This window comes from Mucilaginibacter flavidus, from assembly GCF_024055575.1.
In the GTDB taxonomy this organism is placed as follows: Bacteria; Bacteroidota; Bacteroidia; order Sphingobacteriales; family Sphingobacteriaceae; genus Mucilaginibacter; species Mucilaginibacter flavidus.
The window spans coordinates 87,257-113,117 of the sequence record NZ_JAMXOE010000001.1 but is presented as its reverse complement, the minus strand read 5'-3'; the positions used below and the strand labels follow the sequence as shown (position 1 = coordinate 113,117).

The 25,861-nt window shown below is 44.2% G+C and carries 21 protein-coding genes; 11 read left to right on the top strand and 10 right to left on the bottom strand.

From position 1 onward, the window contains the following. Positions 1 to 80: 80 nt before the first annotated feature. From NAF19_RS00470 to kbl, 6 genes are all read right to left on the bottom strand, one after another. Entirely contained in the window at positions 81 to 662 is a 582-nt protein-coding gene (locus NAF19_RS00470; RefSeq protein WP_252787770.1) for a TetR/AcrR family transcriptional regulator, read from the bottom strand. Between the two features lie 95 nt (positions 663 to 757). After that, entirely contained in the window at positions 758 to 1,171 is a 414-nt protein-coding gene (locus NAF19_RS00465; protein WP_252787769.1) for a Rieske (2Fe-2S) protein, read from the bottom strand. Then, entirely contained in the window at positions 1,168 to 2,202 is a 1,035-nt protein-coding gene (gene pheS, locus NAF19_RS00460) for a phenylalanine--tRNA ligase subunit alpha (protein WP_252787768.1), read from the bottom strand. Before pheS ends, NAF19_RS00465 begins: the two co-directional genes overlap by 4 nt. After that, positions 2,202 to 2,612: a PIN domain-containing protein gene (locus NAF19_RS00455; protein WP_252787767.1), complete on the bottom strand. Its 411-nt coding sequence runs from the start codon at positions 2,610 to 2,612 to the stop codon at positions 2,202 to 2,204. Before NAF19_RS00455 ends, pheS begins: the two co-directional genes overlap by 1 nt. Continuing rightward, positions 2,609 to 2,884, bottom strand: coding sequence for a DUF6364 family protein (locus NAF19_RS00450; protein ID WP_252787766.1), 276 nt, complete (start codon positions 2,882 to 2,884; stop codon positions 2,609 to 2,611). Before NAF19_RS00450 ends, NAF19_RS00455 begins: the two co-directional genes overlap by 4 nt. A gap of 44 nt (positions 2,885 to 2,928) precedes the next feature. Continuing rightward, positions 2,929 to 4,119, bottom strand: coding sequence for a glycine C-acetyltransferase (gene kbl / locus NAF19_RS00445; RefSeq protein WP_252787765.1), 1,191 nt, complete (start codon positions 4,117 to 4,119; stop codon positions 2,929 to 2,931). Between the two features lie 229 nt (positions 4,120 to 4,348). On the opposite strand from kbl, the gene trhO reads away from it, so the two are divergent. The 10 genes from trhO (at position 4,349) to NAF19_RS00395 (ending at position 21,088) form a co-directional block, all read left to right on the top strand. Next, positions 4,349 to 5,311: an oxygen-dependent tRNA uridine(34) hydroxylase TrhO gene (gene trhO / locus NAF19_RS00440; RefSeq protein ID WP_252787764.1), complete on the top strand. Its 963-nt coding sequence runs from the start codon at positions 4,349 to 4,351 to the stop codon at positions 5,309 to 5,311. Positions 5,312 to 5,477: 166 nt separating this feature from the next. Continuing rightward, positions 5,478 to 6,119 (top strand): hypothetical protein, encoded by a 642-nt coding sequence (locus tag NAF19_RS00435; RefSeq protein WP_252787763.1) that lies wholly within the window; start codon positions 5,478 to 5,480, stop codon positions 6,117 to 6,119. Positions 6,120 to 6,240: 121 nt separating this feature from the next. After that, on the top strand, positions 6,241 to 9,129 hold the full coding sequence (locus NAF19_RS00430; RefSeq protein WP_252787762.1) for a triple tyrosine motif-containing protein: 2,889 nt from the start codon (positions 6,241 to 6,243) through the stop codon (positions 9,127 to 9,129). 266 nt (positions 9,130 to 9,395) lie between these two features. Further along, positions 9,396 to 12,413 carry a SusC/RagA family TonB-linked outer membrane protein gene (locus NAF19_RS00425; RefSeq protein ID WP_252787761.1) on the top strand — a complete coding sequence of 1,006 codons (3,018 nt, stop codon included), beginning with the start codon at positions 9,396 to 9,398 and terminating at the stop codon, positions 12,411 to 12,413. Between the two features lie 12 nt (positions 12,414 to 12,425). Then, positions 12,426 to 13,907 (top strand): RagB/SusD family nutrient uptake outer membrane protein, encoded by a 1,482-nt coding sequence (locus NAF19_RS00420; protein ID WP_252787760.1) that lies wholly within the window; start codon positions 12,426 to 12,428, stop codon positions 13,905 to 13,907. Between the two features lie 21 nt (positions 13,908 to 13,928). Further along, entirely contained in the window at positions 13,929 to 14,762 is an 834-nt protein-coding gene (locus tag NAF19_RS00415) for a LamG domain-containing protein (protein ID WP_252787759.1), read from the top strand. 90 nt (positions 14,763 to 14,852) lie between these two features. Beyond that, positions 14,853 to 16,526 carry a glucoamylase family protein gene (locus tag NAF19_RS00410; protein ID WP_252787758.1) on the top strand — a complete coding sequence of 558 codons (1,674 nt, stop codon included), beginning with the start codon at positions 14,853 to 14,855 and terminating at the stop codon, positions 16,524 to 16,526. Between the two features lie 150 nt (positions 16,527 to 16,676). Then, positions 16,677 to 18,017 carry a glucoamylase family protein gene (locus NAF19_RS00405; RefSeq protein WP_252787757.1) on the top strand — a complete coding sequence of 447 codons (1,341 nt, stop codon included), beginning with the start codon at positions 16,677 to 16,679 and terminating at the stop codon, positions 18,015 to 18,017. Positions 18,018 to 18,282: 265 nt separating this feature from the next. Then, entirely contained in the window at positions 18,283 to 20,028 is a 1,746-nt protein-coding gene (locus tag NAF19_RS00400) for a family 43 glycosylhydrolase (RefSeq protein WP_252787756.1), read from the top strand. Positions 20,029 to 20,293: 265 nt separating this feature from the next. Beyond that, positions 20,294 to 21,088: a carboxylesterase family protein gene (locus tag NAF19_RS00395; protein WP_252787755.1), complete on the top strand. Its 795-nt coding sequence runs from the start codon at positions 20,294 to 20,296 to the stop codon at positions 21,086 to 21,088. A 226-nt stretch (positions 21,089 to 21,314) separates the two neighbouring features. Here the strand turns inward: NAF19_RS00395 and NAF19_RS00390 are convergent, their stop codons facing one another. From NAF19_RS00390 to NAF19_RS00375, 4 genes are all read right to left on the bottom strand, one after another. Beyond that, positions 21,315 to 22,001 carry a hypothetical protein gene (locus NAF19_RS00390; RefSeq protein WP_252787754.1) on the bottom strand — a complete coding sequence of 229 codons (687 nt, stop codon included), beginning with the start codon at positions 21,999 to 22,001 and terminating at the stop codon, positions 21,315 to 21,317. After that, complete coding sequence (locus NAF19_RS00385) at positions 21,988 to 22,203, bottom strand: DUF2442 domain-containing protein (protein WP_252787753.1); 216 nt, start codon at positions 22,201 to 22,203, stop codon at positions 21,988 to 21,990. Before NAF19_RS00385 ends, NAF19_RS00390 begins: the two co-directional genes overlap by 14 nt. Positions 22,204 to 22,410: 207 nt before the next feature. Continuing rightward, positions 22,411 to 23,136: a YebC/PmpR family DNA-binding transcriptional regulator gene (locus NAF19_RS00380; protein ID WP_252787752.1), complete on the bottom strand. Its 726-nt coding sequence runs from the start codon at positions 23,134 to 23,136 to the stop codon at positions 22,411 to 22,413. Between the two features lie 96 nt (positions 23,137 to 23,232). Then, positions 23,233 to 24,183, bottom strand: a complete 951-nt coding sequence (locus NAF19_RS00375; protein ID WP_252787751.1) for an NAD-dependent epimerase/dehydratase family protein — start codon at positions 24,181 to 24,183, stop codon at positions 23,233 to 23,235. 214 nt (positions 24,184 to 24,397) lie between these two features. Between NAF19_RS00375 and NAF19_RS00370 the strand changes: the two genes are divergently transcribed. Next, the gene (locus NAF19_RS00370; RefSeq protein WP_252787750.1) at positions 24,398 to 25,408 is read left to right on the top strand and encodes an aspartate-semialdehyde dehydrogenase; all 1,011 of its coding nucleotides are present in this window, start codon (positions 24,398 to 24,400) and stop codon (positions 25,406 to 25,408) included. Positions 25,409 to 25,861 lie beyond the last annotated feature (453 nt).

The following is a 25,861-nucleotide window of genomic DNA, read 5'->3' as shown; positions in this document are numbered from 1 at the left end:
CCTCGCAATGACGTGTTAGTGAAGTGTTTGCGTTAAAATAAAAATCGGTGTAATCCTCCTCAAATCGGTGAAATCCCAAACTATATTGTTATCGCCGCCTTCACCAAATAGGGCAAAATCTCTTTCTGAAAGGAAACAAAGTTCTTACGCACATCGCTGTCGCTTACCGAGGTAAAGGCGAAGCTGAACACGATGCTTTTGCTGCATTTGATAAGGAAACGCAGGCGCTGCTGGTAGTTTTCCTGCTTGCGTAATTCAGTAAGCTGCGAGAATACGCTTACCAGCATTTCTTCCAGTTCGTTGGAAAGGTTTTTTAGAAAATCCTGCGAGTTGGTTGATTCGCGGATAAAATCCCAGCCGATAAATTCATTACACACGGTGTAGCTTAGCCGGCAGGTTTTCATAATCAGCATATTCAGGTGCGCCTCTTCGTCCATTTCCGGCCCGTTGGTATGTATCAGGTCGTCCACGCTCACTTTAATATAATCCATCAGCAGGGAGTGTAAAACATCTTCCTTGCTTTCAAAATATTTGTAAATAGTGGCTTTGGCAATTTTTGCCTTTTTGGCAATTTCGTTTACACTGGTCTTATGGTAACCGAATTTCCGGAACAGTTCCTGCGCTGCCCGTTTTATACTTTCTTTTATTTTATCGGCTTCCATGTATCAATCAGGTACAAATATCTCAAAATAACTGACATTTGCGGTATGGCTTGTTGAGGAATTTAATGTTAAAAGCTTTTAAAATTTACAAATCGTTAATTTGATACGTATATTTCAGACGCACTCACTGTTACATAATAGCTTCGGAGAGATTTGGTGGCAGGCGCCTTTACCGGTGTGCCGTCTGCTAATGAAAACTTTGAGCCGCTGCATGGGTCGGTGGCGGTAAAACCCGATTCATCAACATTTACTGCACAATGCTTTTCCGGTTGATAACTGCTGCAGCGGTCATACGCAACATAACGCCTGTCAGCCGTCCTGTATAATATTAACCCGGCAACGCCATAACCGCTTATTACAACATAGCCCCCGCTTGCGTTCAATGGTGCTATCCGGGGGTCGAATAGTGATGCTGTAAAGTTTACTGGTACGCTGGGTACCACATTGCCGCTTTTACCGCAGGATAGGAATACTATCGGCACCAACAATAAAAGCAGCAGTTTTTTCATATAATATCAGCCTGGAATTGCTTTAAAAAACGAACATCGTTTTCAGAGAATAAACGCAAATCCCGTATCACATATTTCAGGTTGGCAATTCTTTCTATACCCATACCAAAAGCAAAGCCTGTGAATTTGGCGCTGTCAATGTCGCAATTCTCCAAAACGTTCGGATCAACCATGCCGCAACCTAAAATCTCTACCCAGCCGGTGTACTTGCACATGTTACAGCCCGAGCCGCCACAGATAGTACACGAGATATCCATTTCGGCCGATGGCTCGGTGAAAGGGAAATAAGATGGGCGGAAACGCACCTTGGTGCCTTCGCCGTAAAGTTCCTGCACAAAGTGGTAAAGCGTTTGCTTTAAGTCGGAGAAAGAAACATTCTCATCAATATACAAACCCTCCACCTGGTGAAAGAAGCAATGCGCGCGCGCCGAAATCGCTTCGTTGCGGTAAACCCGGCCCGGCATAATAGCGCGGAACGGCGGTTTGCCATTCTCCATCATGCGTACCTGTACCGATGAAGTATGTGTGCGTAAAGCAATATCATCCTTACCGCTGTTCTTCTTGATAAAGAAAGTATCCTGCATATCGCGTGCCGGGTGTTCTTCCGGGAAGTTTAATGCTGAAAAATTATGCCAGTCGTCTTCAATCTCCGGCCCCTCGGCTACAACGAAGCCCAGTCTTTTGAAAATATCGATTATTTCGGTACGGATCAAGGACAGCGGATGGCGTGAGCCAACAGCAAAGCCATCGCCCGGCAAAGTAAGGTCGATTTCGGATTTCGCATTTACTGTTTCGGATTTAAGCCCTTCCTGTAACTCGGTATATTTTGCTTCAGCCAGTTGTTTAAACTGGTTAAGCACTTTACCGAAAGTGCGTTTTTCTTCAGGGCCTACCGATTTGAATTGCTCAAACAGGTCCTTAATAATTCCCTTGGTGCCTAAAAATTTTATCCGGAACGCTTCCAACTCATCTGCATTGGCGGGTGAAAAAGCATTTATCTCGGCGGTATATTGATCTATTTGGGCTTGCATTATAGTGTTCTTAAAAATTGTTCAGGGGTAACAACTGCTATAGTGGAGTGTTTGTAATCTTTTATATTTCTTGTTATGATAAAATTGGCATCGGCACTTTTAGCTGCGTAAAATTGAACAGCATCTTCAAAATCTGAAAAGTCAGAATAAAGTGCTTGTTCAATGATATTAACATCTTCTCGCATAATCTTTAGTTTTTTAACCAGCATTAAAATAGATCGTCTGGCTAACTTTTCGCCAAAAGTTTTTTTAACAACATAATGGATATTTAGTAATGAATGTGTAGAAGTGCAAAAGGTGTATTCACTATTGTCAGCCAATTCCATCACAGCCACACTTTCATTAAAATGCTGCTGTCTGATTAAAATAGTATCCAATAAAACATCTGAATCGATAAACAAGACTTTCATAAGCCATATTTTTCCTCTAAATGTTTATGATATTCTGCTTTGTGATCAAAATCAGGGGTGGGTTCGGTAGCAACTACAAGTTGCTGAATCCATTCTGGAAGATCCTTCAGCGGACGCATTTTGAATTCTTTTTTTTTCCCCCTGTTTTTGTCTAAATCATTAATGAGTTTCTTAAATAATTTCGAAACGCTCATATTGCTCTCAGATGCAACTTCTTTTGCGATGAGGATTGTATCCTTATCTACACTTAAAGTTAATTTTGCAGTTGCCATAAATTATTTAATTTATACGTACAAATATAAAAAATATATACGTATTATTTTATCACCCCCAACTCTTTCCCCACCTTCGTAAACGCCGCAATTGCTTTATCCAAATGTCCCATATCATGTGCTGCCGATATCTGCACTCTTATTCTCGCTTTGCCCTGCGGCACTACCGGGTAGTAAAAACCAATCACATAAATGCCTTCCTCAAGCATTTTGGCGGCAAATTCTTGCGCCAGTTTGGCTTCGTATAGCATAACCGGTACGATAGGGTGTACACCCGGTTTAATATCGAACCCGGCTTCAGTCATTTTTTGGCGGAAATATTGCGTATTGCTTTCCAACTTATCACGCAGGTTAGTGGTTTCGCTCAGCATGTTTAAAACAGCTATGGATGCCCCGGTGATAGATGGCGCCAGCGTATTCGAAAATAAATACGGCCTTGAACGCTGACGCAACATATCAATAATTTCTTTACGGCCAGATGTAAAACCACCCGATGCACCGCCTAAAGCTTTGCCAAGCGTACCGGTAATAATATCTATTTTACCCATCACGCCATGATGCTCATGCGTACCGCGACCAGTTTTACCCATAAAACCCGAACAATGGCTCTCGTCAATCATCACCAAAGCGTTATATTGCTCTGCCAATGCGCAAATTTTATCAAGCTGTGCAATGGTGCCATCCATGCTGAATGCGCCATCGGTAACAATAATGCGGTGGCGGCAACCGGCGGTAGCTTTTAACTTTTCTTCCAGATCGGCCATGTCATCGTGTTTATAACGCTGGCGCTGCGCTTTACACAGGCGCACGCCGTCGATGATTGACGCATGGTTCAACTCATCTGATATGATAGCGTCCTGGTCGTTAAACAATGGTTCAAACACGCCTCCGTTGGCATCAAATGCTGCGGCGTATAAAATAGTGTCTTCAGTTCCTAAGAATTCTGCGATCTTTTTCTCCAGTTCTTTATGTATATCCTGCGTGCCGCAAATAAAACGTACCGACGATAAACCGTAACCATGGGTATCCATAGCAGCCTTTGCCGCTTCAATTACCTTCGGATTATTTGATAAGCCAAGGTAGTTATTAGCGCAAAAGTTTATTACTTCTTTGCCGCCCTGTACAGTAATATCAGCGCCCTGCGGGGATGTGATGATGCGTTCGCGCTTATATAAACCGGCATTTTCAATTTCGGTAAGCTCCTGCTGTAAAACCGGCTTCAGTGTATTATACATAATGTGTGGGTTTTTGAAGGTGCAAAATTATCCTATTATTTCGGATTTCGGAATTTCCATTTCGGATTTTTAATAGCTGATTTAAGTGATTGTGCTGATTTTTAATACTAAATTCTCAAATTCTAACAATCTTAATCCAATAATAATTCCGAAATCGAACATCCGAAATCCGAAATTCCTTATCTTTGAGCCTCATTTACCACCGTTTGCAGCGGTATCAATGAATGTTATGGCAAGATATAATACACTACTATACTATTGTTATTCAACAATAGTCGATGCGGAGCAATTTGCTGCCGACCATTTAAAATTTTGTAAAAGCCTTAACCTGGCGGGGCGAATTATCGTTGCCGAAGAAGGTTTGAACGGCACTGTGTCCGGCTCGCCCGAATCCTGTAAAATTTACATGGATACCCTGCACACCGATCCGCGCTTTGCAGCTATCGATTTCAAAATTGATGAGGTGGATACGCCATCGTTTGTAAAAATGCATGTGCGCTATAAATCAGAAATTGTGCACTCTGGTCTGCGCGACCCGAATATCATTAACCCACAACAGAAAACCGGCAAACACCTGGAGCCAAAAGAATTTTTGGCGATGAAAGATGCCGAAGACGTGGTGATACTGGATGTACGCTCAAACTACGAGCATAACCTTGGCAGATTTAAAAACGCAATAACGCTGGATATAGAGAACTTTCGCGATTTTCCGGCTATGATTAATGAACTGGCCCAATACAAAGATAAAAAGGTAGTTACCTATTGCACAGGCGGCATCAAATGCGAAAAAGCATCGGCGCTGCTATTGCACGAGGGTTTTACAGACGTATACCAACTGCACGGCGGTATTATTAAATACGGCAAAGAGGCCGGGGGAGAGGATTTTGAAGGCAAATGCTATGTGTTTGATAACCGGCTTTCGGTAGATGTAAACAGTGTTAACCCGGTGGTGATATCAACCTGCTTTAATTGCGGCAAGGTAACCCCAAAAATGATTAACTGCGCCAACCCCGAATGCAACGAGCACTTTACCCAGTGCGATGAATGCGGCACAGCTATGGATGGCTGTTGCAGCGATGCCTGTAAGGAGCATCCGCGCAAAAGAGTTTATGATGGCACAGGTTATTATGTGAAAATTCCGCAGCCGGTGAATACGGCTAAGAAAAATAAAGCACTAATTCACACGAATTAATGCGAATTACACGAATTAAAAACGAAGACTTTTTCGGTCTACCTGAAACTCAAATTGGGCTATTTGTTCATAATTAGTGTTGTTTCGTGTAATTCGCTTTAATTCGTGAAAGTTCGTGACTATTAATTAATTTCGTTCAGACACAATATTTTGTGCCACTGAACCTATGAAACAAATAATCCTGTTTGCACTGTTAGTTGTTATTGCAGCAAATACATTCGCGCAAAATTGTGACCCCGCCAAATTTCGAAAATTAGAAACCCTTTCGCGCAAACAGGTTGTTACCGACTCGGAGTTTACCATCGTGTTGCGACTGGTTAAAAACCTCGACCGTAATAAGTGCTCCGATTATATAAAAAAAAGGAACGGCCAAGAATACGTAGTAGCCGTCTTAACTGAACTGTTTGGCAAAATCTGTCTTAAAAATAATAGCCTTAATGCAGTTAAGGAATATGTTAATTATGTAAAAAGGCATCATGGCTCTGCTGAAGAGCAATTAAGTTTTTCATTTGAAGAGCTTTTTGTCCGGCAGCCGGAGTACGTTTTGTCAACAATAGGGTACGATGAATACCTCTTAAATTCACTGGTGTGGGGTTTTGTAAATAACCACTATTATACCAGCGATGACCAGAAAAAAGTAACGAAAAATACTGATGGCAAGGTTAAGCCGCAATTAAACACAACAAACTATAAGGAAGTCTTTTACAAGACAAATCCAGGCATAAAGGACATCTATCCAAAACACAAAAAATCAATAGATTACTTGCTCAGTCAAATACGACTGGTACTCAAATCAGACTCAAAATAAAACCCGCCCGCAACACACATAGTAAACCAGAATACAAAGCAGGAATTTAGGATAATTCGCGTTAACCAGTTATAATTCGTGTAATTCGATTAAATTCGTGCAATTAGTGTTTTTTATCTCTATGCGTAAAGCGCTCCTTTTATTTATTTCCTTAATCGCATTTACCGTATGCACCCATGCTGCCGATATCAAAAGTATTGGCGTGCCTTATGTGCAAAATTATACCAAAGCGCTGTACCAGTCGGGTAATCAAAACTGGTCCATCACACGCGATGAACACGGCATAATGTACTTCGGCAATTCCGATGGCCTGTTAACTTTCGATGGTAAATACTGGCAATCGTACCGCATGCCAAATGGTTTGATTGTGCGCTCCGTAGCTGCAGATGGTAAAGGTAAAATGTACTCAGGCGGCTTTGGTGAGTTTGGCTATTGGGAGAACAATAAAAACGGCTCATTAAAATATCACTCGTTAACGCAGCTTGTCCCCAAAAAATACCAACCTGTTAACGAAGAAGTTTGGAAGATTTATATTGATAAAGGGCAGGTTATTTTTCAATCCTTCGGCTCCATTTATATCTACAGCAATGGCAAAATAACCGTTGTAAAGGGCCTTTACCCGTTTTTGTTTTTGTATAAAGTGAGCGGCCGTTATTTTGTTGAACAGGTAAACAAGGGTTTGTTTGAACTTAAAGACAGCAAGCTAACTTACATTGAAGGTAGCGACAAAATTGGCAACAGCGGTGTGCTTTCTATACTACCGTTACCACATAGCAAATTCCTTATCGGCACCGCACGCAATGGTTTGTTCATGTACGATGGTAAGCAAATTACAGCATGGGCCAACCAGGCCGATGATTTTTTAAAAACTTACCAGCTTAATAATGGGGTAATGTTTTCGGGTAAATACATTGCCTATGGCACCATATTAAACGGCGTTATTATTATTGATACTGCGGGCAATGTGGTGCAGCATATCAACAAAAGCAGCGGATTGCAAAATAATACCGTATTAAGTTTATTTATTGATAACGAGCAAAACCTTTGGGCTGGCCTCGATAATGGCATCGACCGTATTGAAGTAAACTCGCCGTTGTACTTTTATTTTGATAAAAGCGGTCGTTTCGGCACCGTTTATTCCAGCATAATTTTTAACAATAAAATATACCTGGGCACCAACCAGGGCCTTTTTTACAGCGATTGGGTGGAGAATGGCAACAAACGGCTTTTCCAATCGTTCGATTTTAACCTGATACCGGGCTCGCAGGGGCAGGTTTGGGAGCTATCGCTGCAGGATGGACGGCTGCTTTGCGGCCACAACTCCGGCACTTTCCAGGTAAACGGAAACACCCTGTCGAAAATAACCGGCATAAGCGGCGGGTGGACACTAAAAAAACTGAACGCCAACCAACTGATACAGGGTACTTACACCGGGCTTGTGTTTTATAAAAAAGATAATGCCGGCAATTGGGCTTTCGACCATAAGCTGGAAGGTTTTGGCGAGCCATCCCGCTATGTTGAGCAGGATAATAAAGGTGAGGTATGGGTTAGCCATGCCTACAAAGGTATTTACCGGGTTACGCTCACCGCCGATTTGAAGAAGGCCGCTGCGGTAAAATACTATGATAAAAAGGCAGGTCTGCCAGGCAGCTATAATATTAACGTGTTTAACCTGGATAACCGGATAGTCTTCTCGTCTGATTCCGGGTTTTATGTGTACGACGATATCAGCGACCGCTTTAGCAAGTACCAGCAGCTCAACAAAATGTTGGGTACGTTTTCATCGTCAAACAAAATAATACCCGCGCTTGGTAAAAAATATTGGTTTATTAACCACGGCAGGGTGGCTTTGGCCGATTTTTCGACCGCAGGCAAACTAAGCATCGACTCCAACAGGTTTAGCATACTGGATGGCCGGATGGTGAAAGGCTATGAAAACATCAGCCGGATAAACAGCGCGATATATTTAATAAGTGTCGACGATGGTTTTGTGATATTAAATGATGAAGACGCCTTGCTGCGTAACGACATTAAATTGCCACCAGTACTAATACGGCGGATCGAAAATATTACCGACCGGGTAACGCCGATTACTGACGATGGCGACCAAAAAGATATTGAAATATCGTACGCACAAAATAACATCCGGATATCGTATTCGCTGCCGTTTTACAGGCAGGAAAAGGTAAAATTTCAATATTACCTGGAAGGGTATTCCAAGCAGTGGAGCGATTGGAGCACGCAAACTCAGAAAGAGTTTACCAATCTTAACCAGGGTTCGTATACTTTTAAGGTGAGGGCGAAAATAAACGAAGAAAATGTTTCGCCTGAAACTACTCTTGCGTTTACAATACTGGCGCCGTGGTACGCAGGTAAAATAGCGGTGTTCTGTTACATAGTGCTGATTATTGTAGCTTACCTGCTCGCAACCAAGTATTACCAGTTGAAACTGAAACGGCACCAGCACAACATACACGAAAAGCTACATAAGGAAAAAGAGGAGTTTTTAAAACAGGAAGCCATTATTAACGAGCAGGAGATAGTAAAAATTAAAAATGAGCAATTACAGGCCGACTTGGCCAGTAAAAGCCGTGAGCTGGCAAATTCGGCCATGAATATTGTTTATAAAAACGAACTGCTGCAAAAAATAAGCGACGAAATTGCCCACCTTAAAGATAGTCATGGCAAACCCCTCGCCGAGGAACAGCTGCGCCGCATACAAAAGGTTATTGATGAAGGCATGACCGACGACCGTGACTGGAACATCTTTGAAAGCAGCTTTAACGAGGCGCACGAGAACTTCTTCAAAAAACTAAAATCAGACCACCCAGACCTGGTACCAAACGATCTTAAGCTATGTGCCTACCTCCGCATGAATATGAGCAGTAAGGAAATGGCATCATTGCTCAACATTTCCCTCCGTGGTGTTGAAATACGGCGTTATAGGTTGCGCAAAAAGCTAAACCTGGAGCACGATAAAAACCTTGTTGAGTTTCTCATCGAGCTTTAACACTACATCATTACCTCTCACAACACTTTTTAAATGTAGTACCGGCGATAAGGCCTGTGTAGTATGTAAAAAATACACTATCTAATTGTAATTGGTTGATTTTTAATTAATTATAAATTATCTAAAACAAAATGAGCAAGTACAAACTTTAGTGATGTATTAATGTTGAGTTAAATTTTTTGTTATAATCGTATTATCTCATCAACTTCGACCAACGAAAAACCAATTTTTTTAATCCTACTTACTCAAAATTTTAATTAACCACTATGAAGAGAATTTTTACAATCTCAGGGTTAGTACTATTATGTTTTTTATTTGTTAATGCAGCAATTGCACAAAACGTTACCGTTAAAGGTAAGGTTACTGATGCAAGCACAGGCGAAGCACTTATTGGTGTTAGCGTTGCAGTAGCCGGTACATCATCAGGTACTCAAACCGACGTAAACGGAGCCTTTAGCTTAAGCGCTCCCTCAAACGCAACTTTAAGGGTTTCCTATTTAGGATACACTACAGCACAAGTGGCCGTAAACGGCCAAACCTCTATCGACATTAAATTGCAGCCCAGCGCCAATGAACTTGCGCAGGTTGTAGTTGTTGGTTACGGCACCCAACGCAAGCTGGATGTTACCGGCTCGGTATCAACTGTAAAAGGCGAAGAGATTTCAAAACAATCATCAACCAATGCGGTAAGCGCGTTGCAAGGTAAAGTTGCCGGTTTACAGATAACAAACTCCGGCTCGCCCGGCTCATCGCCGCAGGTAACTATTCGCGGTTTAGGTACCATATTTGGTAACACCGGCGTATTATACGTGGTTGATGGTGTTTGGTACGATGATATCAGCTTTATTAACCCAAGTGATATTGACAACATCAGCGTGCTTAAGGATGCTTCGAGTACATCAATTTATGGTTTACGTGCTGCAAACGGCGTTATTTTGGTTACTACCAAACGCGGTAAAAAAGGTGACACCCGTGTTACTTATGATGGCTATGCAGGTTGGCAAACAATTACCAACCAGGTTAAAATGGCTAATGCAAATCAATATGCCACTTTAATAAACGAGCAATATAACGTGAGCGGTACTACTCCTTTACTTTTTCCCGATCCGGCAAAATATGGTACAGGTACAGATTGGTACGGACAGATATTGCGCGATGCATTCAAAATGAACCACAACGTATCGGTTAGCGGCGGAACTGAAAAATCAAACTATAACTTCTCGTTAGGTTTTCTTGACCAGGACGGTTTGGTAAAAAACAACAATTACAAACGCTACACCGCACGTTTTGTAAACGATTATAACCCGATTAAAGGATTAAAATTAGGTTATACAGTAGGCGGTGTATTTAGCCAGTCGAAAGATATTGATGGCGGCATTTTCCACCAATTATTTGGCGCGGCACCAGTATTGCCGGTATATTATGCCGATGGTAGCTACGGCGACCCAAGCGACTTTAACCTTGGTGGTGGTAACAACTACAACCCACAGGCAACGCTTGATTTTTACAACCATAATTCAAAAAATTACGGATTTACGGGTAATGCCTATGCCGAAGTGAAGTTTTTAAAACACCTAACCTTTAAAACAAGCTTTGGCGGCGAAATTGCGCAGGCAGAGGCAACAGGTTACACGCCTGTTTATAAAGCGACACTTTTACAGGCAAACACTGTCAGTGTATTATCAATTGGAAGAACTGATACCCGTAACTGGATAGCTGAAAACACCTTAACGTATGATAATACCTTTGGCGACCATAAAATAACCGTATTGGCTGGTCAAACAGCGCAGCGTTATAAAACATACTTTATAAACGCATCTGCACAAAACGTACCCAACAGCAGTGCAGGCGACCACTACCTTACGTTGGGCGATGTTAATGGCCGCAATGTTAGTGATGGCGGAAGTCTTACGACGGCACTTTCGTACTTTGGCCGCGTAAATTATTCGTTTAAAGATAGGTACCTTTTAAATGCCTCTATCAGGGCCGATGCAGGCTCGCAGTTTTTCGGGTCAAACCTTTGGGCTTATTTGCCTTCAGTTGGTGCAGGCTGGGTTATCTCGAACGAAGATTTTATGAAGGATCAGAAACTGTTCAGTTCATTAAAGCTGCGCGGAAGCTGGGGTAAAGTGGGTAACGCAGGTGTGCCGATCAACCCAACGACATTAACAGTTAGCCAGGATCCTGGTTATACTGCAATTTTTGGTTCAGACCAGCATGCCAATACCGGTGCAAGCGTTGTATCGGTTGTTCCGCCGGCTATTTTAGTTGAACGCGGCGTTGGCGCCGATGTAGGCATCGAAGGTTCGTTATTAAACGACCATTTAACCTTTGAGGCTGACTATTATAACCGCACAACACAAAATGCCATTTTCGGCATCAATATCCCATCATCAGTTGGAACTGCTTCGGGCGCTATCATAGCCAACCAGGCTGATATTGTGAACAAAGGACTTGAGTTCTCCGTTGGTTACAGGGGGCAGGCCTCGCATGATTTTACTTATGCGTTTAACGCCAACTTTAGCATAAACACCAATAAAGTTACCAAAGTTATATCGGGCAAAAACCCTATCTATTCTGGTGGCAATGGTATAGCAAATGGCGCCCTGGCAACCCGCACAGTTGAAGGCGAGCCAATTGGCGAGTTTTTTGGCTATAAAGTAGCCGGCATCTTCCAAAATCAGTCGCAAATTACCGGCTCGGCCCAGCCTAATGCACGCCCAGGCGATTTTATGTATACTGATTTAAATAACGACCACGTTATTGACGGGAAAGACCGCGTTGACCTGGGAAACCCAACCCCTAAATATGCATACGGCTTTACAACCAACTTAGGTTACAAACATTTCGACTTGTTGGTTGCTCTTCAAGGCGTTGCAGGTGTTAGCGTTTACAATGCCAATACAGCTTACAGGTTTGGAAACGAAAACTACACCCAGGACTTTTACAATAATCGCTGGCATGGTGAAGGTACATCAACTACCTACCCTTCAGCAGCAGTTGGTTCAACCGCAAATGCGGCGCCTAACTCGTTTTTTGTTGAAAGCGGCGCTTACTTCCGTATCCGTACAGCACAGTTAGGTTATACGGTTCCTTCGGCGTTCCTGTCAAAATGGAAAATTCAAAAGATCCGCATTTTCGCAAACGCTGAGAACCCGCTTAACGTATTTAAATACAAAGGCTTTAGCCCCGAAGTTGGCGGCTCGCCTACCAATGCAGGTATAGATGCAAATGTGTACCCGCTGTCAGCAACTTATACATTCGGTGTTAACGTTAGTTTTTAATAAGATATAAAAATGAAGAATAGAAAAAATTACTTACAAAGAGCACTGGGATTAAGTCTTTTTGTATCTCTTGTTGTAGCCGCAGGCTGTAAGAAGAGTTTTTTGGACGTGCCGCCACAGGCGACGCCGCCCGCAGTTACATTTTGGAAAACTGCCGGCGATGCCGATAAGGCTGTAAACGCAACTTATGCCAATTTGCACGAATGGACAAATGCTGCATTTGCACCTATAGCTATTGAAAGCATTGGTTCGGATGATGCCGAAAAAGGCAGCAGCCCTGATGACGCATCGTTTTTTAACGATTTCGACACTTTTACAGCATCTTCGACCGAAGGACAGATAGCTGATTTTTGGAGTGGCGAATACAAAACCATCAACCTGGCCAACCAGGTGCTTGACAATGTTCCGGCTATAAGTATGGACGGCAATTTAAAAAATCGCTACCTGGCCGAAGTTAAGTTTATAAGGGCCTATGCCTATTTCAGGTTGGTTAGGGCTTTCGGCGATGTGCCTTTACGCTTACACCTGCCCAAGGATGCAAGCCAGTACAACATTCCGCGTACACCAAAAGCGCAGGTATGGGCAGCCATCGAAGCGGACTTAACCGATGCAGCTGCAGTATTGCCGCAAAGTTATGACGCTAATAATTTGGGCAGAATTACCAAAGGTGCTGCTTTAGCCCTGCATGCAAAAGCTGCCATGTACCAGGCAAAGTGGGCAGATGTGTTAAACTATACTAACCAGGTAATGAGCCTGGGTTATACCCTATTTCCTAATTTCGAAAAACAATTCAGGACTGATAACGAAAATAACTCTGAGTCGGTATTTGAAATTCAATGTGCATTTATTGATGGTAATGGTGGTGCTTCAAATTCTCAATATTCACAAGTACAGGGCGTTCGCGGTGTTACCGGCGGTGGCTGGGGCTTTAATGTGCCAACCCAAAACCTTGTTAACGAATTTGAAACAGGCGACCCACGTAAAGAAGGTACAATTATCTTCCGTGGTACTACCACTGCTGAAGGAGACCCAATAGCTGCTGTTGGCGATAACCCGATGTATAATTACAAATCATACGTACCGTTCAGCCAGTTCCATAATGGCTATAACGAAGGCTGCCAGCAAAATATAAGGGTAATCCGTTTTGCCGATGTATTACTGATGAATGCCGAAGCTGCTAACGAACAAGGCAACGCTACACTGGCGTTAACATCTCTTGAAAAAGTACGTGCACGTGCAAGGAATGGTAACGCTGCTATATTGCCCGCCGTTTCAACTACCGATAAGGTTGCTTTGCGCACAGCAATATGGCACGAGCGCCGTGTTGAACTTGCTATGGAGTTCGATCGTTATTTCGACGTTATACGCCAGGGCCGTGGTGCTGCAGTTTTTGGTACTAAGGGATGGAAAGCCAACAAAAACGAAGTTTGGCCGGTGCCACAAAACGAAATTGACCTGAGCGCAGGTACGCTGACTCAAAATCCTGGTTATTAATAATTAAATTATAATCGAATTATGAAAAAATTAAATATTTATGTTTTGACTCTGGCGCTGGCAGGCTTAGGTTTATCGTCGTGCAAGAAGTCATTCGACCCAAAATCATACGCGCCACCGCTAAGTGTTGGCGGGTACACAAGTGTTAAGGAGATTGCTGCATCAAACCTGGTAGCCTATTATGCATTCGACGGTAGCCTGGTTGATAGTGTTTCAAACAGCACCGGCGTTGGTACCGGTACATCATTTACTCCCGGTTTCGAGCGTAAAGCCCTTCAGGGTGGTGTTAACAGCTATGTTTTGGCAACTCCTTCGGCAGCTGTTGCCGGGCTAAAAAGCTTTACGGTAACAGAATGGTATAACTCACCGCCGCCAAGCACAGGTATCATCGGTATCTTTACCCTGGCAAAAACTACTGCATTCTGGGGAAATATCGAAGTTTTCTTCGAAAACGGTAGCGACAATACCAATGGCAAAGTACGCATCCACATCGCAAAAGGTGGTGGCGACTACACCTTTGCAGTTGATAACGTGCTTAACCTGTTTGGAAAATGGAATAACCTGGCGTTTTCATACGATGGTGCAACATCAATAGCCACCTTGTATGTTAACGGTTCAAAAATTACTGCCGCTGCTGTGCCTGGTTTAACCGGCGATGCGAACTTTACCGACGTTGGTAAGCTTACATTTGGCTGCGTTCAGTTTATGACTGAGCCAAGCCAGACCACTGCAACCGGCAGGCAGGATTGGGCAAACTTTTTAACAGGCCAGTTGGATGAGGTTAGGATTTACAATAAAGCACTAAGTGGCGCCGAAGTAGGCGCTATAGTAGGCCTTGAAGGCCGCGGAAAATAAACAGTTGATTGATTATGGGGTTGCCTGTGTAATCCGGGCAGCCTCTTTTTTTGAAACTTAAATGGTAACGGCGTTTTCTTTGATTTAAGCATGAAAGATATAAGGAATTTTGGCGGGATGGTGGTGTTGGCGGTATTAATGTCGTGCGGCAAAGGAAAGACAGTTACCCCGGTAACGCCGGTTACGCCCACACCTGCATCTTTTAGCTTTAACGCGCTAAAGGTAAATGGCGTTTTCAACGGTTATAACTATACAAACATTAACAGTAAACCGGTAATAAAAATATCGTTTTCTGCACCGGTAGATCATAGTTCGGTAACAACGAGTGTAAACATACGCTCTAAAGACGGGGCTGCGGGAACATACGCTGCCAGTTACGAAAATAGCGACAGTACCGTAGTTTTAACACCATCGGGGCTGCAGCCAATCACACAATATTCGCTTTCTGTTTCAACGGGTTTACAATCTAAGGCTAAAGGCTCATTACAATCCGAAATTGATGTTCAGATAACTACTGCTATCGATTCAACCAACAAATTCCCGGTAATTACCGATGACCAACTGCTCGATTTAGTTGAAAAGCAAACCTTAAAATACTTCTGGGAATTTGGCCATCCGACCAGCGGCCTGGCGCGCGAGCGCAATACCTCCGGTGACGTAGTAACCACCGGCGGCTCAGGCTTCGGGATAATGGCAATTGTTGCAGGAGTTAGCCGCAATTTTGTGTCGAGGGCTGATGGTTTGGCCCGGATGCAAAAAATTGTATCGTTTTTAAAGAATACGGCCCAAACGTTTCATGGCGCTTATCCGCATTGGATGAATGGCGCGACAGGGGCTGTTGTACCTTTCAGCGCACAGGATGATGGCGCCGATTTGGTGGAAACATCATACCTGATGCAAGGGTTACTCACCGCACGCCAGTACTTCAATGGCGCGGGCACCGATGAATCCAATTTGCGTGCCGATATAAATACCATCTGGAACAAAGTAGAGTGGGACTGGTTCAGGCAGGGCAATCAGGATGTGTTATACTGGCACTGGAGCCCGAATAATGGCTGGGCAATAAATATGAAAATTAACGGCTGGGATGAGGCTTTAATAACTTACGTTATGGCAGCATCATCAACCACGCATCCCATACCGAAGGCGGTTTACGATAATGGCTGGGCACTAAATGGTGGCATCAGAAACGGTGCCAGCTACTTTGGCGTTACTTTGCCACTGGGGCCTGCACAGGGCGGTCCGCTGTTTTTTTCTCAGTATTCATTTATGGGGATTAACCCGAACGGCTTAACGGATGCTTACGCCAGCTACGATGTGCAAAATAAGGCGCACGCGACTATTAACTATAACTATTGTGTTGCAAATCCCAAAGGCTATAGCGGTTATAGCGCCGATTGCTGGGGACTCACAGCCAGCGACATAAAAGGTGGTTATACCGCCAGTTCGCCAACTAATGACGTGGGTGTAATTGCACCGACCGCTGCAATTGCTTCGCTGCCATACACGCCGGCACAGTCAATGAAAGCTCTAAAATTCTTTTACTATAAACTGGGTGATAAAACCTGGGGACAATATGGCTTTTACGATGCCTTTAACCTTACTGATGTTTGGTTTGCCGATTCGTACCTGGCTATTGACCAGGGGCCGATAATTGTAATGACCGAGAATTACCGGAGCGGACTTTTGTGGAACTTGTTTATGAGTTGCCCTGAAGTAAAAACCGGGATGAAGGGGCTTGGGTTTACGAGCCCGAAACTATAGAGATTTCGGGCTTCGGAATTTCGATTTCGGAATTTTTTGAATGCGGAAGTCGGAATGCCGATTTCGGAATGAAAAAATTTAAACATGGTGCAACTAAAGTTTCTTCGCTAATCAGCAGAGAGATTTAGAGGGCCCTAACCAATTAAACTAATGAAGAAACTATTACTTCCCTTATTAATATTACTGTCGGGCTGGGGTATGGCGCAGCCGCAGGTTGCCAAAGAGGACGGCATTAAGCCGGTAGGCATCATAAAAAACCTGACCGACAGCGCCCTGCTTGATGTGGTGCAGCGCCAAACGTTCCGGTATTTTTGGGACTTCGGTCACCCGGTTAGTGGGCTTGCCCGTGAACGCAGCAATAAATCGTATGATTATGGCGATGAAGTTGTAACCACCGGCGGCTCGGGCTTTGGCATCATGGCCATGCTGGTTGCCGACCACCGCAAATGGATTACCCACGAACAGGCAGTAAACCGCATGCTTAAAATATTAGACTTTTTAATGAAGGCCGAATCGTTCCATGGCGCTTTCCCGCATTGGATGAATGGAGCTACCGGCAAGGTTATCCCATTCGGACGCAAGGACGATGGTGCGGACATTGTGGAAACATCGTACCTTTTTGAAGGACTGCTGTGTGCCCGGCAATATTTTAAAGCGGACAACCAGCAGGAAGGCCGTATACGCGGCATGGTGAACAACCTGTGGGAAGAGATGGAGTGGAACTGGTTTACCCGCGACGGAAGGCCAAACCTTTACTGGCATTGGTCGCCCAATAATGGTTGGTCCATGAACTTTGCCATTCGGGGTTTTAACGAGTGTATGATAACTTATATCCTGGCCGAATCTGCCGAGCGGTACCCGGTAACCCCTGAAGTTTACTTCGGCGGTTGGGCGCAAAGCGATTTTTTCAGGAATGGCAATACCTACTACGGCCATAAATTGCCGCTGGGTTTCCCATATGGCGGTCCGCTGTTCTTTTCGCAGTATACCTTCCAGGCGCTTAATCCCAAAGGACTGAAAGATCAGTACGCCGATTATTGGGAACAAAACTTAAACCACACGCTTATTAACCATGATTACTGTGTTGATAACCCGAAAAAGTTTAAAGGCTATGGCGAAAACTGCTGGGGACTTACCGCAAGCGATAATTTTGAAGGCTATAACGCCCATGCACCTAATAACGATTTAGGAGTGATAACGCCTACCGCTGCTTTATCAGCATTTCCTTATACGCCTGAATATTCCATGAAAGCACTGCGTCATTTTTATTATGATTTGGGCGATAAAATATGGGGCGAATATGGTTTTACGGATGCTTTCAGCGAGTCGCATAATTGGTATGCAAAATCGTATCTTGCAATAGACCAGGGGCCGATTGTGGTGATGATTGAAAATTACCGCAGCGGCCTGATCTGGAACCTGTTTATGAGTTGCCCGGAGATAAAACACGGTCTTAAAAAGCTACATTTTGAAAGCCCGGCGTTAAATTAGTTTGAACCGGGATTTTTCACAATTGGAATTAATTTTTAATCGGCGTTCAAGAATGCTTCGCAGTTAAACAGATTAAATGATTTCCGGGATTCGGCGAATCTGAAAAATCCAAAAATCCGCTTAATCCCGGTTCAGAAATTTGTGTTAGCGATAGCAGTGGATACCGGCTCCGAGCTTAATGCCTGCAGGCGTATGAACGGATAGCGCGGCCCCGCTTCTATCAGCGGGGAAACACCAACGAACTACTATACGAAACCTATAATAAATGAGAAGGTACATAATTATTTGCTTAAGCATTCTGCTGACAGCTGCTACTGCCACTGCGCAACAAAAACAAAAAACTTACTGCAATCCGATAAACATCGATTACGGCTACACGCCGATCCCCAATTTTGCTACTGAGGGCAAGCACCGGGCAACTGCCGACCCGGTAATTACTATGTATAAGGGCGATTACTACCTGTTCTCCACCAATCAGTGGGGGTACTGGTGGAGCCACGATATGTTGCACTGGAATTTTATTTTTCGTCACTTTTTAAGGCCTGAGCATAAAGTATATGACGATTTGTGCGCACCGGCGGTTTGGGTGCGCGGCGATACGTTGCTGGTGTTTGGGTCTACTTATTCGTCAAATTTCCCTATCTGGATGAGCACCAACCCAAAGGCCAACGAATGGAAGGAAGCCATCCACGAATTTGAGCCCGGCGGCTGGGACCCTGCCTTTTTCAGCGACGATGATGGCAAGATGTATATGTATAACGGCAGCAGCAACACCTACCCGCTTTATGGCGCCGAGGTTGACCCCAAAACGTTTCATTTAAAAGCTTACCGCAAGGAGATGTATTTTCTGCAGCCTTTCCGCTACGGCTGGCAGCGCTTTGGCGAGAATATGGATGATACTTTTTTAGACCCCTTTATTGAAGGCGCCTGGATGACAAAAAACAATGGCAAATATTATCTGCAATACGGCGCACCCGGCACCGAATTTAGCGGCTATGCTGATGGGGTAGTGGTGGGTGATAGTCCGCTGGGGCCGTTTACGCCGCAGAGTATGCCTTTTAGCTATAAGCCCGGTGGTTTTGCCCGCGGCGCTGGCCATGGCAGCACCTATACCGATGCCTGGGGTAATTACTGGCACATTGCCACGATTGTCATCGGCGTTAAAAATAGCTTTGAACGTCGGTTGGGCATCTGGCCCACAGGATTTGATAAAGATGGTGTGATGTACGCCAATACAGCGTTCGGCGATTACCCTACTTACCTGCCCGATGGCAAGGAAGACCACCTGAAAAGCCACTTTACCGGCTGGATGCTGCTGAACTATAACAAACCGGTTTGGGTATCGTCGACTCTGGGTGGTTATATGCCAAACAACGCGGTCGACGAAAGCATAAAAACCTACTGGAGCGCCAAAACCGGTGACGCCGGTGAATGGATTGCCAGCGATTTGGGCAACGTGAGCACTGTTAACGCCGTGCAAATAAACTATGCCGACCAGGACGCCACCATCCTGGGCAAAGCAACTGACACCTACACCCAGTACAAATTGTATTACTCGCTTGATAATAAAAAGTGGCAGGTTTTGGCCGACAAAAGCAAAAATAAAACCGATGTGCCGCATGATTATATTGAATTGGAAACACCGGTAAAGGCCCGCTATATTAAGCTGGAGAACGTACACATGCCAACCGGTAAATTTGCGATAAGTGGTCTGCGGGTATTCGGGAACGGCGGTGGAGCCAAACCTGATACCGTGCAAAGCTTCATTGTACTGCGCACGGAAAAAGACAAACGCAGCGCCTGGATAAAGTGGCAAACCGTTGATAATGCCTTCGCCTACAACATTTACACAGGTACCGCACCCGATAAGCTGTATAACTGCATAATGGTACACACCGCTAACGAATACTATCTTAAAACGATGGATAAGGAAAAGGCTTATTACTTCCAAATTGAGGCGATAAATGAAAACGGTGTTTCGGAGCGGACGAAGGTGGTAAAGGTAGATTAGAGAGAACCAAATCCCCGGCGTCATTGCCAGGAACGAAGCAATATCTAAACAGGACATTCATTGCCCTTAATTGCAGTGGTAACCTAAACGCGGCTTTTAGGGCACCAAAATACTTATAGCCATTTGATTAGCAAGTGTAGAGGTTGCTTCGTTCGTTACAGCAATGACGCCTGGTAAAGTGCACACGTAAATCAGTAGTTCCCGCACTTTTTATCGTAGTTATCCGTTAATTTTTAACTTTGTTAAAACATCTCGCATTCTGCTTATGAAAAAACTTACCCTGTCTATACTATTATTTGTTTGCTTCTTAAATCCATTATTAACCAATGCCCAAAGCGCCGCGTCATACGACAGAGGCTCATACATAGCCAAAGGCGATACCTTACCCTACCGTATTTTATTTCCGCAGGACTTTGATCCTTTGAAAAAATACCCGCTGGTGATAGTGCTGCATGGTGCCGGCGAGCGCGGTAATGATAATGAAACGCAGCTTTTATGGGGCAGTAAATTATTTTTAAAAGATACCATCCGCGAGCGTTACCCGGCGATAATAGTATTTCCGCAATGCTCTGCAAATGGCTGGTGGGCCAGTAACAAGTTTGAGGAAGATTCGGTAACTCATAAAACCAAGTTTATTTTTCTGCATGATGCCCCGCCGTCCAAATCAATGGTGAGCCTGCTGGGTTTGGTCGACCAGATGTTGGATAAACCTTATGTTAATAAACACCAGGTTTATATCGGCGGCCTTTCGATGGGCGGCATGGGCACGTTTGAAATAATCGGTCGCAAGCCAAATGTGTTTGCCGCGGCTTTTGCCATTTGCGGCGGCGATAATACACTGAATGCTAAAAAATATGCCAAAAAGGTGCCGATTTGGATATTCCATGGTGCAAAGGACAGTGTAGTGCCGTTTACCCACTCAGAAGCCATGGTGGCTGCCATTAAAGAAGCCGGCGGCGACCCCAAATACACCCTTTACCCCAACGACGACCACAACAGCTGGAATGATGCCTTTGCAGAGCCCATGTTTATGGCGTGGTTGTTTTCGCATAAGAAGTGAGGTGGTTAAAGGTTTATTTTGTAGTGTAATTATTTGATAACGAGGACACACCGCGCGTCATTGCGAGGGACGAAGCAACCTTTACGTAGGACATTCAAGGACCGAAGTGTCTGTGAAGACTAAAATGCGGCTGATGGTCACCATAAGCTTTTTGCTCCTTGATTAGCATTATGTAGAGGTTGCTTCGTTCCTCGCAATGACGATGTGAAGAGGTAATTGTGTCGATTTACTCTTTCGGTTTTGGCGGCACAAACCTTGGTTTGTAAGCCGGTTTCTTTTCCACAAAAAGCTCCGTTTTAGGTAGGGCTTCATTGGTGGTGGTGGGCGGCGGCGTGGTGCTTTCTTCCGTCTCTGTTTTGGGTTTCATTTTAAACTTCGGTACGTAGGCTGGTTTTGCATCGGTTGCTTCAGTTGGTTGCGGCGTTTCGGCTGGAGCAGTTGGGGACGTGCTTTCTTCCGCGTCAACTTTTGGCTTCATTTTAAAGCGCGGTACAAACCCGGACGGTTTGGCGGGCATTGCTTCATCGGGCGGCGTAACAGGGTCGCTAGCACCAGCAGTCGATTCTTCTTTATTATCTTTAACAACAGGCTTTGCCATATTAGCAGCCCTGAATTTCGGCGTAAAGCCAACTTTTGGCGCTGATGGGCTTGCAGCAGTCGTTTCGGTTAAGCTTTCTGTAATGGTTTGTTCGGCGATTGGGTTGGCAATCTGCGGTTTTTCGGTTTTAACCTCGGGAGCCAGGGGATATTTCCGGCGGGTTTTATTGAACCAGTATTTTTTGGTATGGTCGAAGCTTTTTTCGCCCATTTGTTCGTAATGGGTTTTAAATTCGGAAAATAGCGCCGGCTCTGCTTTTTCTAAAGCAATAAGGTCAACCCTTTTCTTTTTAAAAAACTCATCAAAAGTTAACATCCAGGTCTATTTTATTAAAGCGAATGCCTTTATCAGTCTGCGCCCAGTCTTCCCGTTCCTCATCTGTAGCATTCAGCAACTTTGGGAAAAACTCCAGCGGGAAAACCTGCTGCTTGCCATTGTCCCTTTCAACAAAAAGCAGGCCATTGGCAAAAGTGACTTTTACCTTTTTTTCCTGCTTACGTGAGGTGAATAGTGGCATTTTTTTATTTCGGATTTCGGATTTTCGATGGCGGATTTATTTATTTTTCGTCATTGCGAGGAACGAAGCAACCTCTACGTAGGACAGTCAAGGACCGTAATGTTTGTGAAGACCTAAATGCTGCTGATAGGTTACCACATGTTTTTCGTTCCTTGATTAGCATGTGCAGAGGTTGCTTCGTTCCTCGCAATGACGCGTGGTGAGTCCTTACTCCGCCATATTATGGTATACCGCCTGCACGTCGTCATCTTCTTCCAGGCGGTCAATCAGCTTCATTACATCGGCAACCTGATCTTCCGTAACATCATGGAACGATTGTGGCACGCGCTCCAGCTTAGCCGATTTTGGTTCGATACCCAAACCTTCCAGCGCTTTTTGCATTTTGCCGAAATCTTCAAAAGCGGTGTGTATAACTGCTATATCGTTGCCTTCTTCGTCGGCTTCCACAAATAAATCTTCAAGTCCTGCGTCAATCAATTCAAATTCAAGTTCTTCCAGGTCGCGGTCGCCGGGTACAAAGGTAAATACCGATTTGCGGGTGAATATAAAATCTAGCGACCCTGTTTTGCCAAGCGTGCCACCTGTTTTGGTAAAGTAGCTGCGCACATTGGCTACAGTGCGGTTGGTATTATCGGTAGCGGTTTCAACCAATACAGCAACACCATGCGGTGCATAGCCTTCATAAACCAGTTCTTCGTAATCTTTTTCGTCGCGACTGGTTGCCCTTTTTATAGCGGCTTCCACACGGTCCTTCGGCATATTTACTGCCTTGGAGTTCTGCACAGCAGTACGCAGGCGCGAGTTGGTGTTAACGTCGCCACCGCCGGCTTTTACAGCCATTACAATTTCTTTGCCTAAACGCGTAAACTGAACCGCCATTTTGGCCCAGCGCTTAAATTTTCTTTCTTTACGGAATTCGAATGCTCTTCCCATATGTTTATTTGCCCCCCGGCCCCCTAAAGGGGGAGAAGGTTTTTATTTTTTAATTGACACAAATATATGAAATTCCCCCTTTAGGGGGTTAGGGGGCTAAATGATTGTTTTCAGGTTCACCAGCATATCCTCCGTCATTTTTGCTAAATCGTATTCCAGCTGCCAGCCCCAATCTTTTTGGGCTTCGGTGTCGTCTATCGATTTTGGCCAGCTGTCGGCAATGGCCTGGCGGGGGTCGCTGTCTACGTAGCTCATTTCAAAATCAGGGATATGCTTTTTAATTTCGTCAGCCAATTGCTCGGGGGTGAAACTGATGCCAGCCAGGTTGTACGATGAGCGGATGCTCAACTTTTCTGCCGGGGTATCCATCAGTGTGATGGTGGCCCTGATGGCATCGTCCATATACATCATCGGCAATGCCGTGCCTGCTGATAAAAAGCTTTGGTATTTGCCTTGCTTTAATGCTTCGTGGAAAATGTGCACGGCATAGTCGGTAGTGCCGCCGCCCGGGTTTGCCCGCCAGCCGATAAGGCCGGGGTAGCGGATACTGCGTACATCAAGTCCGTATTTTTCAAAATAGTATTCGCACCAGCGTTCGCCGGCTAACTTGCTGAAACCGTAAACGGTGTTGGGATCCATTACGCAATACTGCGGGGTATTATGCTGCGGTGAGTGCGGCCCGAAAACTGCAATACTGCTTGGCCAAAAAACTTTGGACACCTTAAATTCAACTGCAAAATCAAGTACTGAAAGCAGGCCGGTCATGTTTAAATCCCAGGCCACTTTTGGTTTTTGTTCGCCTACAGCCGATAGTATGGCTGCCAGCAGGTAAACCTGGGTGGGGCGGTGCTTGTCAAAGATGTGGTGCAGGTTGTCCCTGTCGAGCACATTGGCAATTTCGTATGGGCCGCTATTGCGGATGGCGTATGCGGGGCTTTTGATATCCGAAGCTATTACAGCTTCAGCGCCGTGAATATTTCGTAATGCCTTAACCAATTCGGTGCCAATTTGACCATTGGCGCCAATAATTAAAATTTTTTCGCTCATGAATGCCAGTTTACTGGGGCAAAGGTAGAAAAATGGTTGAATTTTTAGGGTTGATTAAGTTGATTAAATGAGCGGTTGATGGTGTAAAATAAAAACTTGTTTATGCTTAATTCAATCTTATCAATCCCACTAAAAAGGTAGACAATGTGGTTAATCAAATCAAAAATAATTCGCATCTTTGCAGGAATTTTTAATAAATAACAATTTAAAGCAAATGAAAGTCGCAGTAGTAGGTGCCACAGGATTGGTGGGCACCAAAATGTTGCAGGTCCTTGCGGAGCGCAACTTCCCCGTTACAGAATTAATTCCGGTAGCTTCAGAGAAAAGTGTTGGTAAAGAAATCACTTTTAAGGGTAAGCAGTACAAGGTAGTTTCTGTTGAGGATGCGATAAAACAGAAGCCCGACGTTGCCATATTTTCGGCAGGGGGCAGCACATCATTGGCACAGGCACCGCTTTTTGCAGCAGCCGGCACAACTGTTATTGACAATTCATCGGCCTGGCGCATGGATCCCACCAAAAAACTGGTAGTACCCGAAGTTAATGCTGATGTTTTAACGGCTGATGACAAGATCATCGCCAACCCAAACTGCTCAACCATACAGATGGTAGTGGCTTTAAAGCCGCTGCACGATAAATATAAAATAAAAAGGGTGGTGGTATCAACCTACCAGAGCGTTACAGGCACCGGTGTAAAAGCCGTGGAGCAATTATTTAACGAACGCAAAGGTATTGACGGCCCGAAAGTTTATCCTTACACCATCGACCTTAATGTTATCCCCCAAATTGATGTGTTTACCGAAAATGGTTACACCAAAGAGGAAATGAAAATGGTGAACGAAACCGTTAAAATTATGGGCGACGACAGCATAAAGGTAACAGCTACCACTGTGCGCATCCCGGTAATGGGCGGTCACTCGGAATCAGTTAATATTGAGTTTTTGCACGATTTTGATTTGAGCGAAGTACGCGAGCTGCTGGCAAATTCGCCGGGCATAATTGTGGTTGATGATACTGCAAACTTAAAATACCCGATGCCGCTTGATGCGCACGACAGAGACGAAGTTTTTGTTGGCCGCATTCGCCGCGACGAGAGCCAGGAAAAAACTTTGAACTGCTGGATAGTGTCAGATAACCTGCGCAAAGGCGCTGCTACTAACGCTGTGCAGATTGCAGAGTATTTGGCGGAAAAGCATTTGATTGGGGCGGGTGAAGTAGTTGCTTAAGTTAGATTAAGTTGATTGGGTTGGATTAAGTTTTGACCTGATGGTGAAATATAAATTATAGGGATGGTCGGGAGATTATCCCTATTTTTATTTATAGATATATAGTCTCAAACTGTTTTTGCAGGATAGTTTGCAATTTAACCAATTGTGGAAAAGGTATATGGCTCAATTTATTGTTAGCTTTATAGCAAATCACCTTGTTTGAATTATCACAATGCCTAACGACGTCCTAACAAAAACTAAGAGCAACCGTAAAGTTAAATTTAATCCATTTTCGAAATTAGACTTTGATTTGTATAAAAATGCGATATCGATCAAAAAAATATTTTATTGGATTTTACTTGCCGTTGTTTACTATGCATTTTACGAACCTATAAAGAATTTATGCACGGTTATATTCATTAGGCCAGCTCTCAGATCAATTCCAGTCACATATTTTATGGATTTGATCGT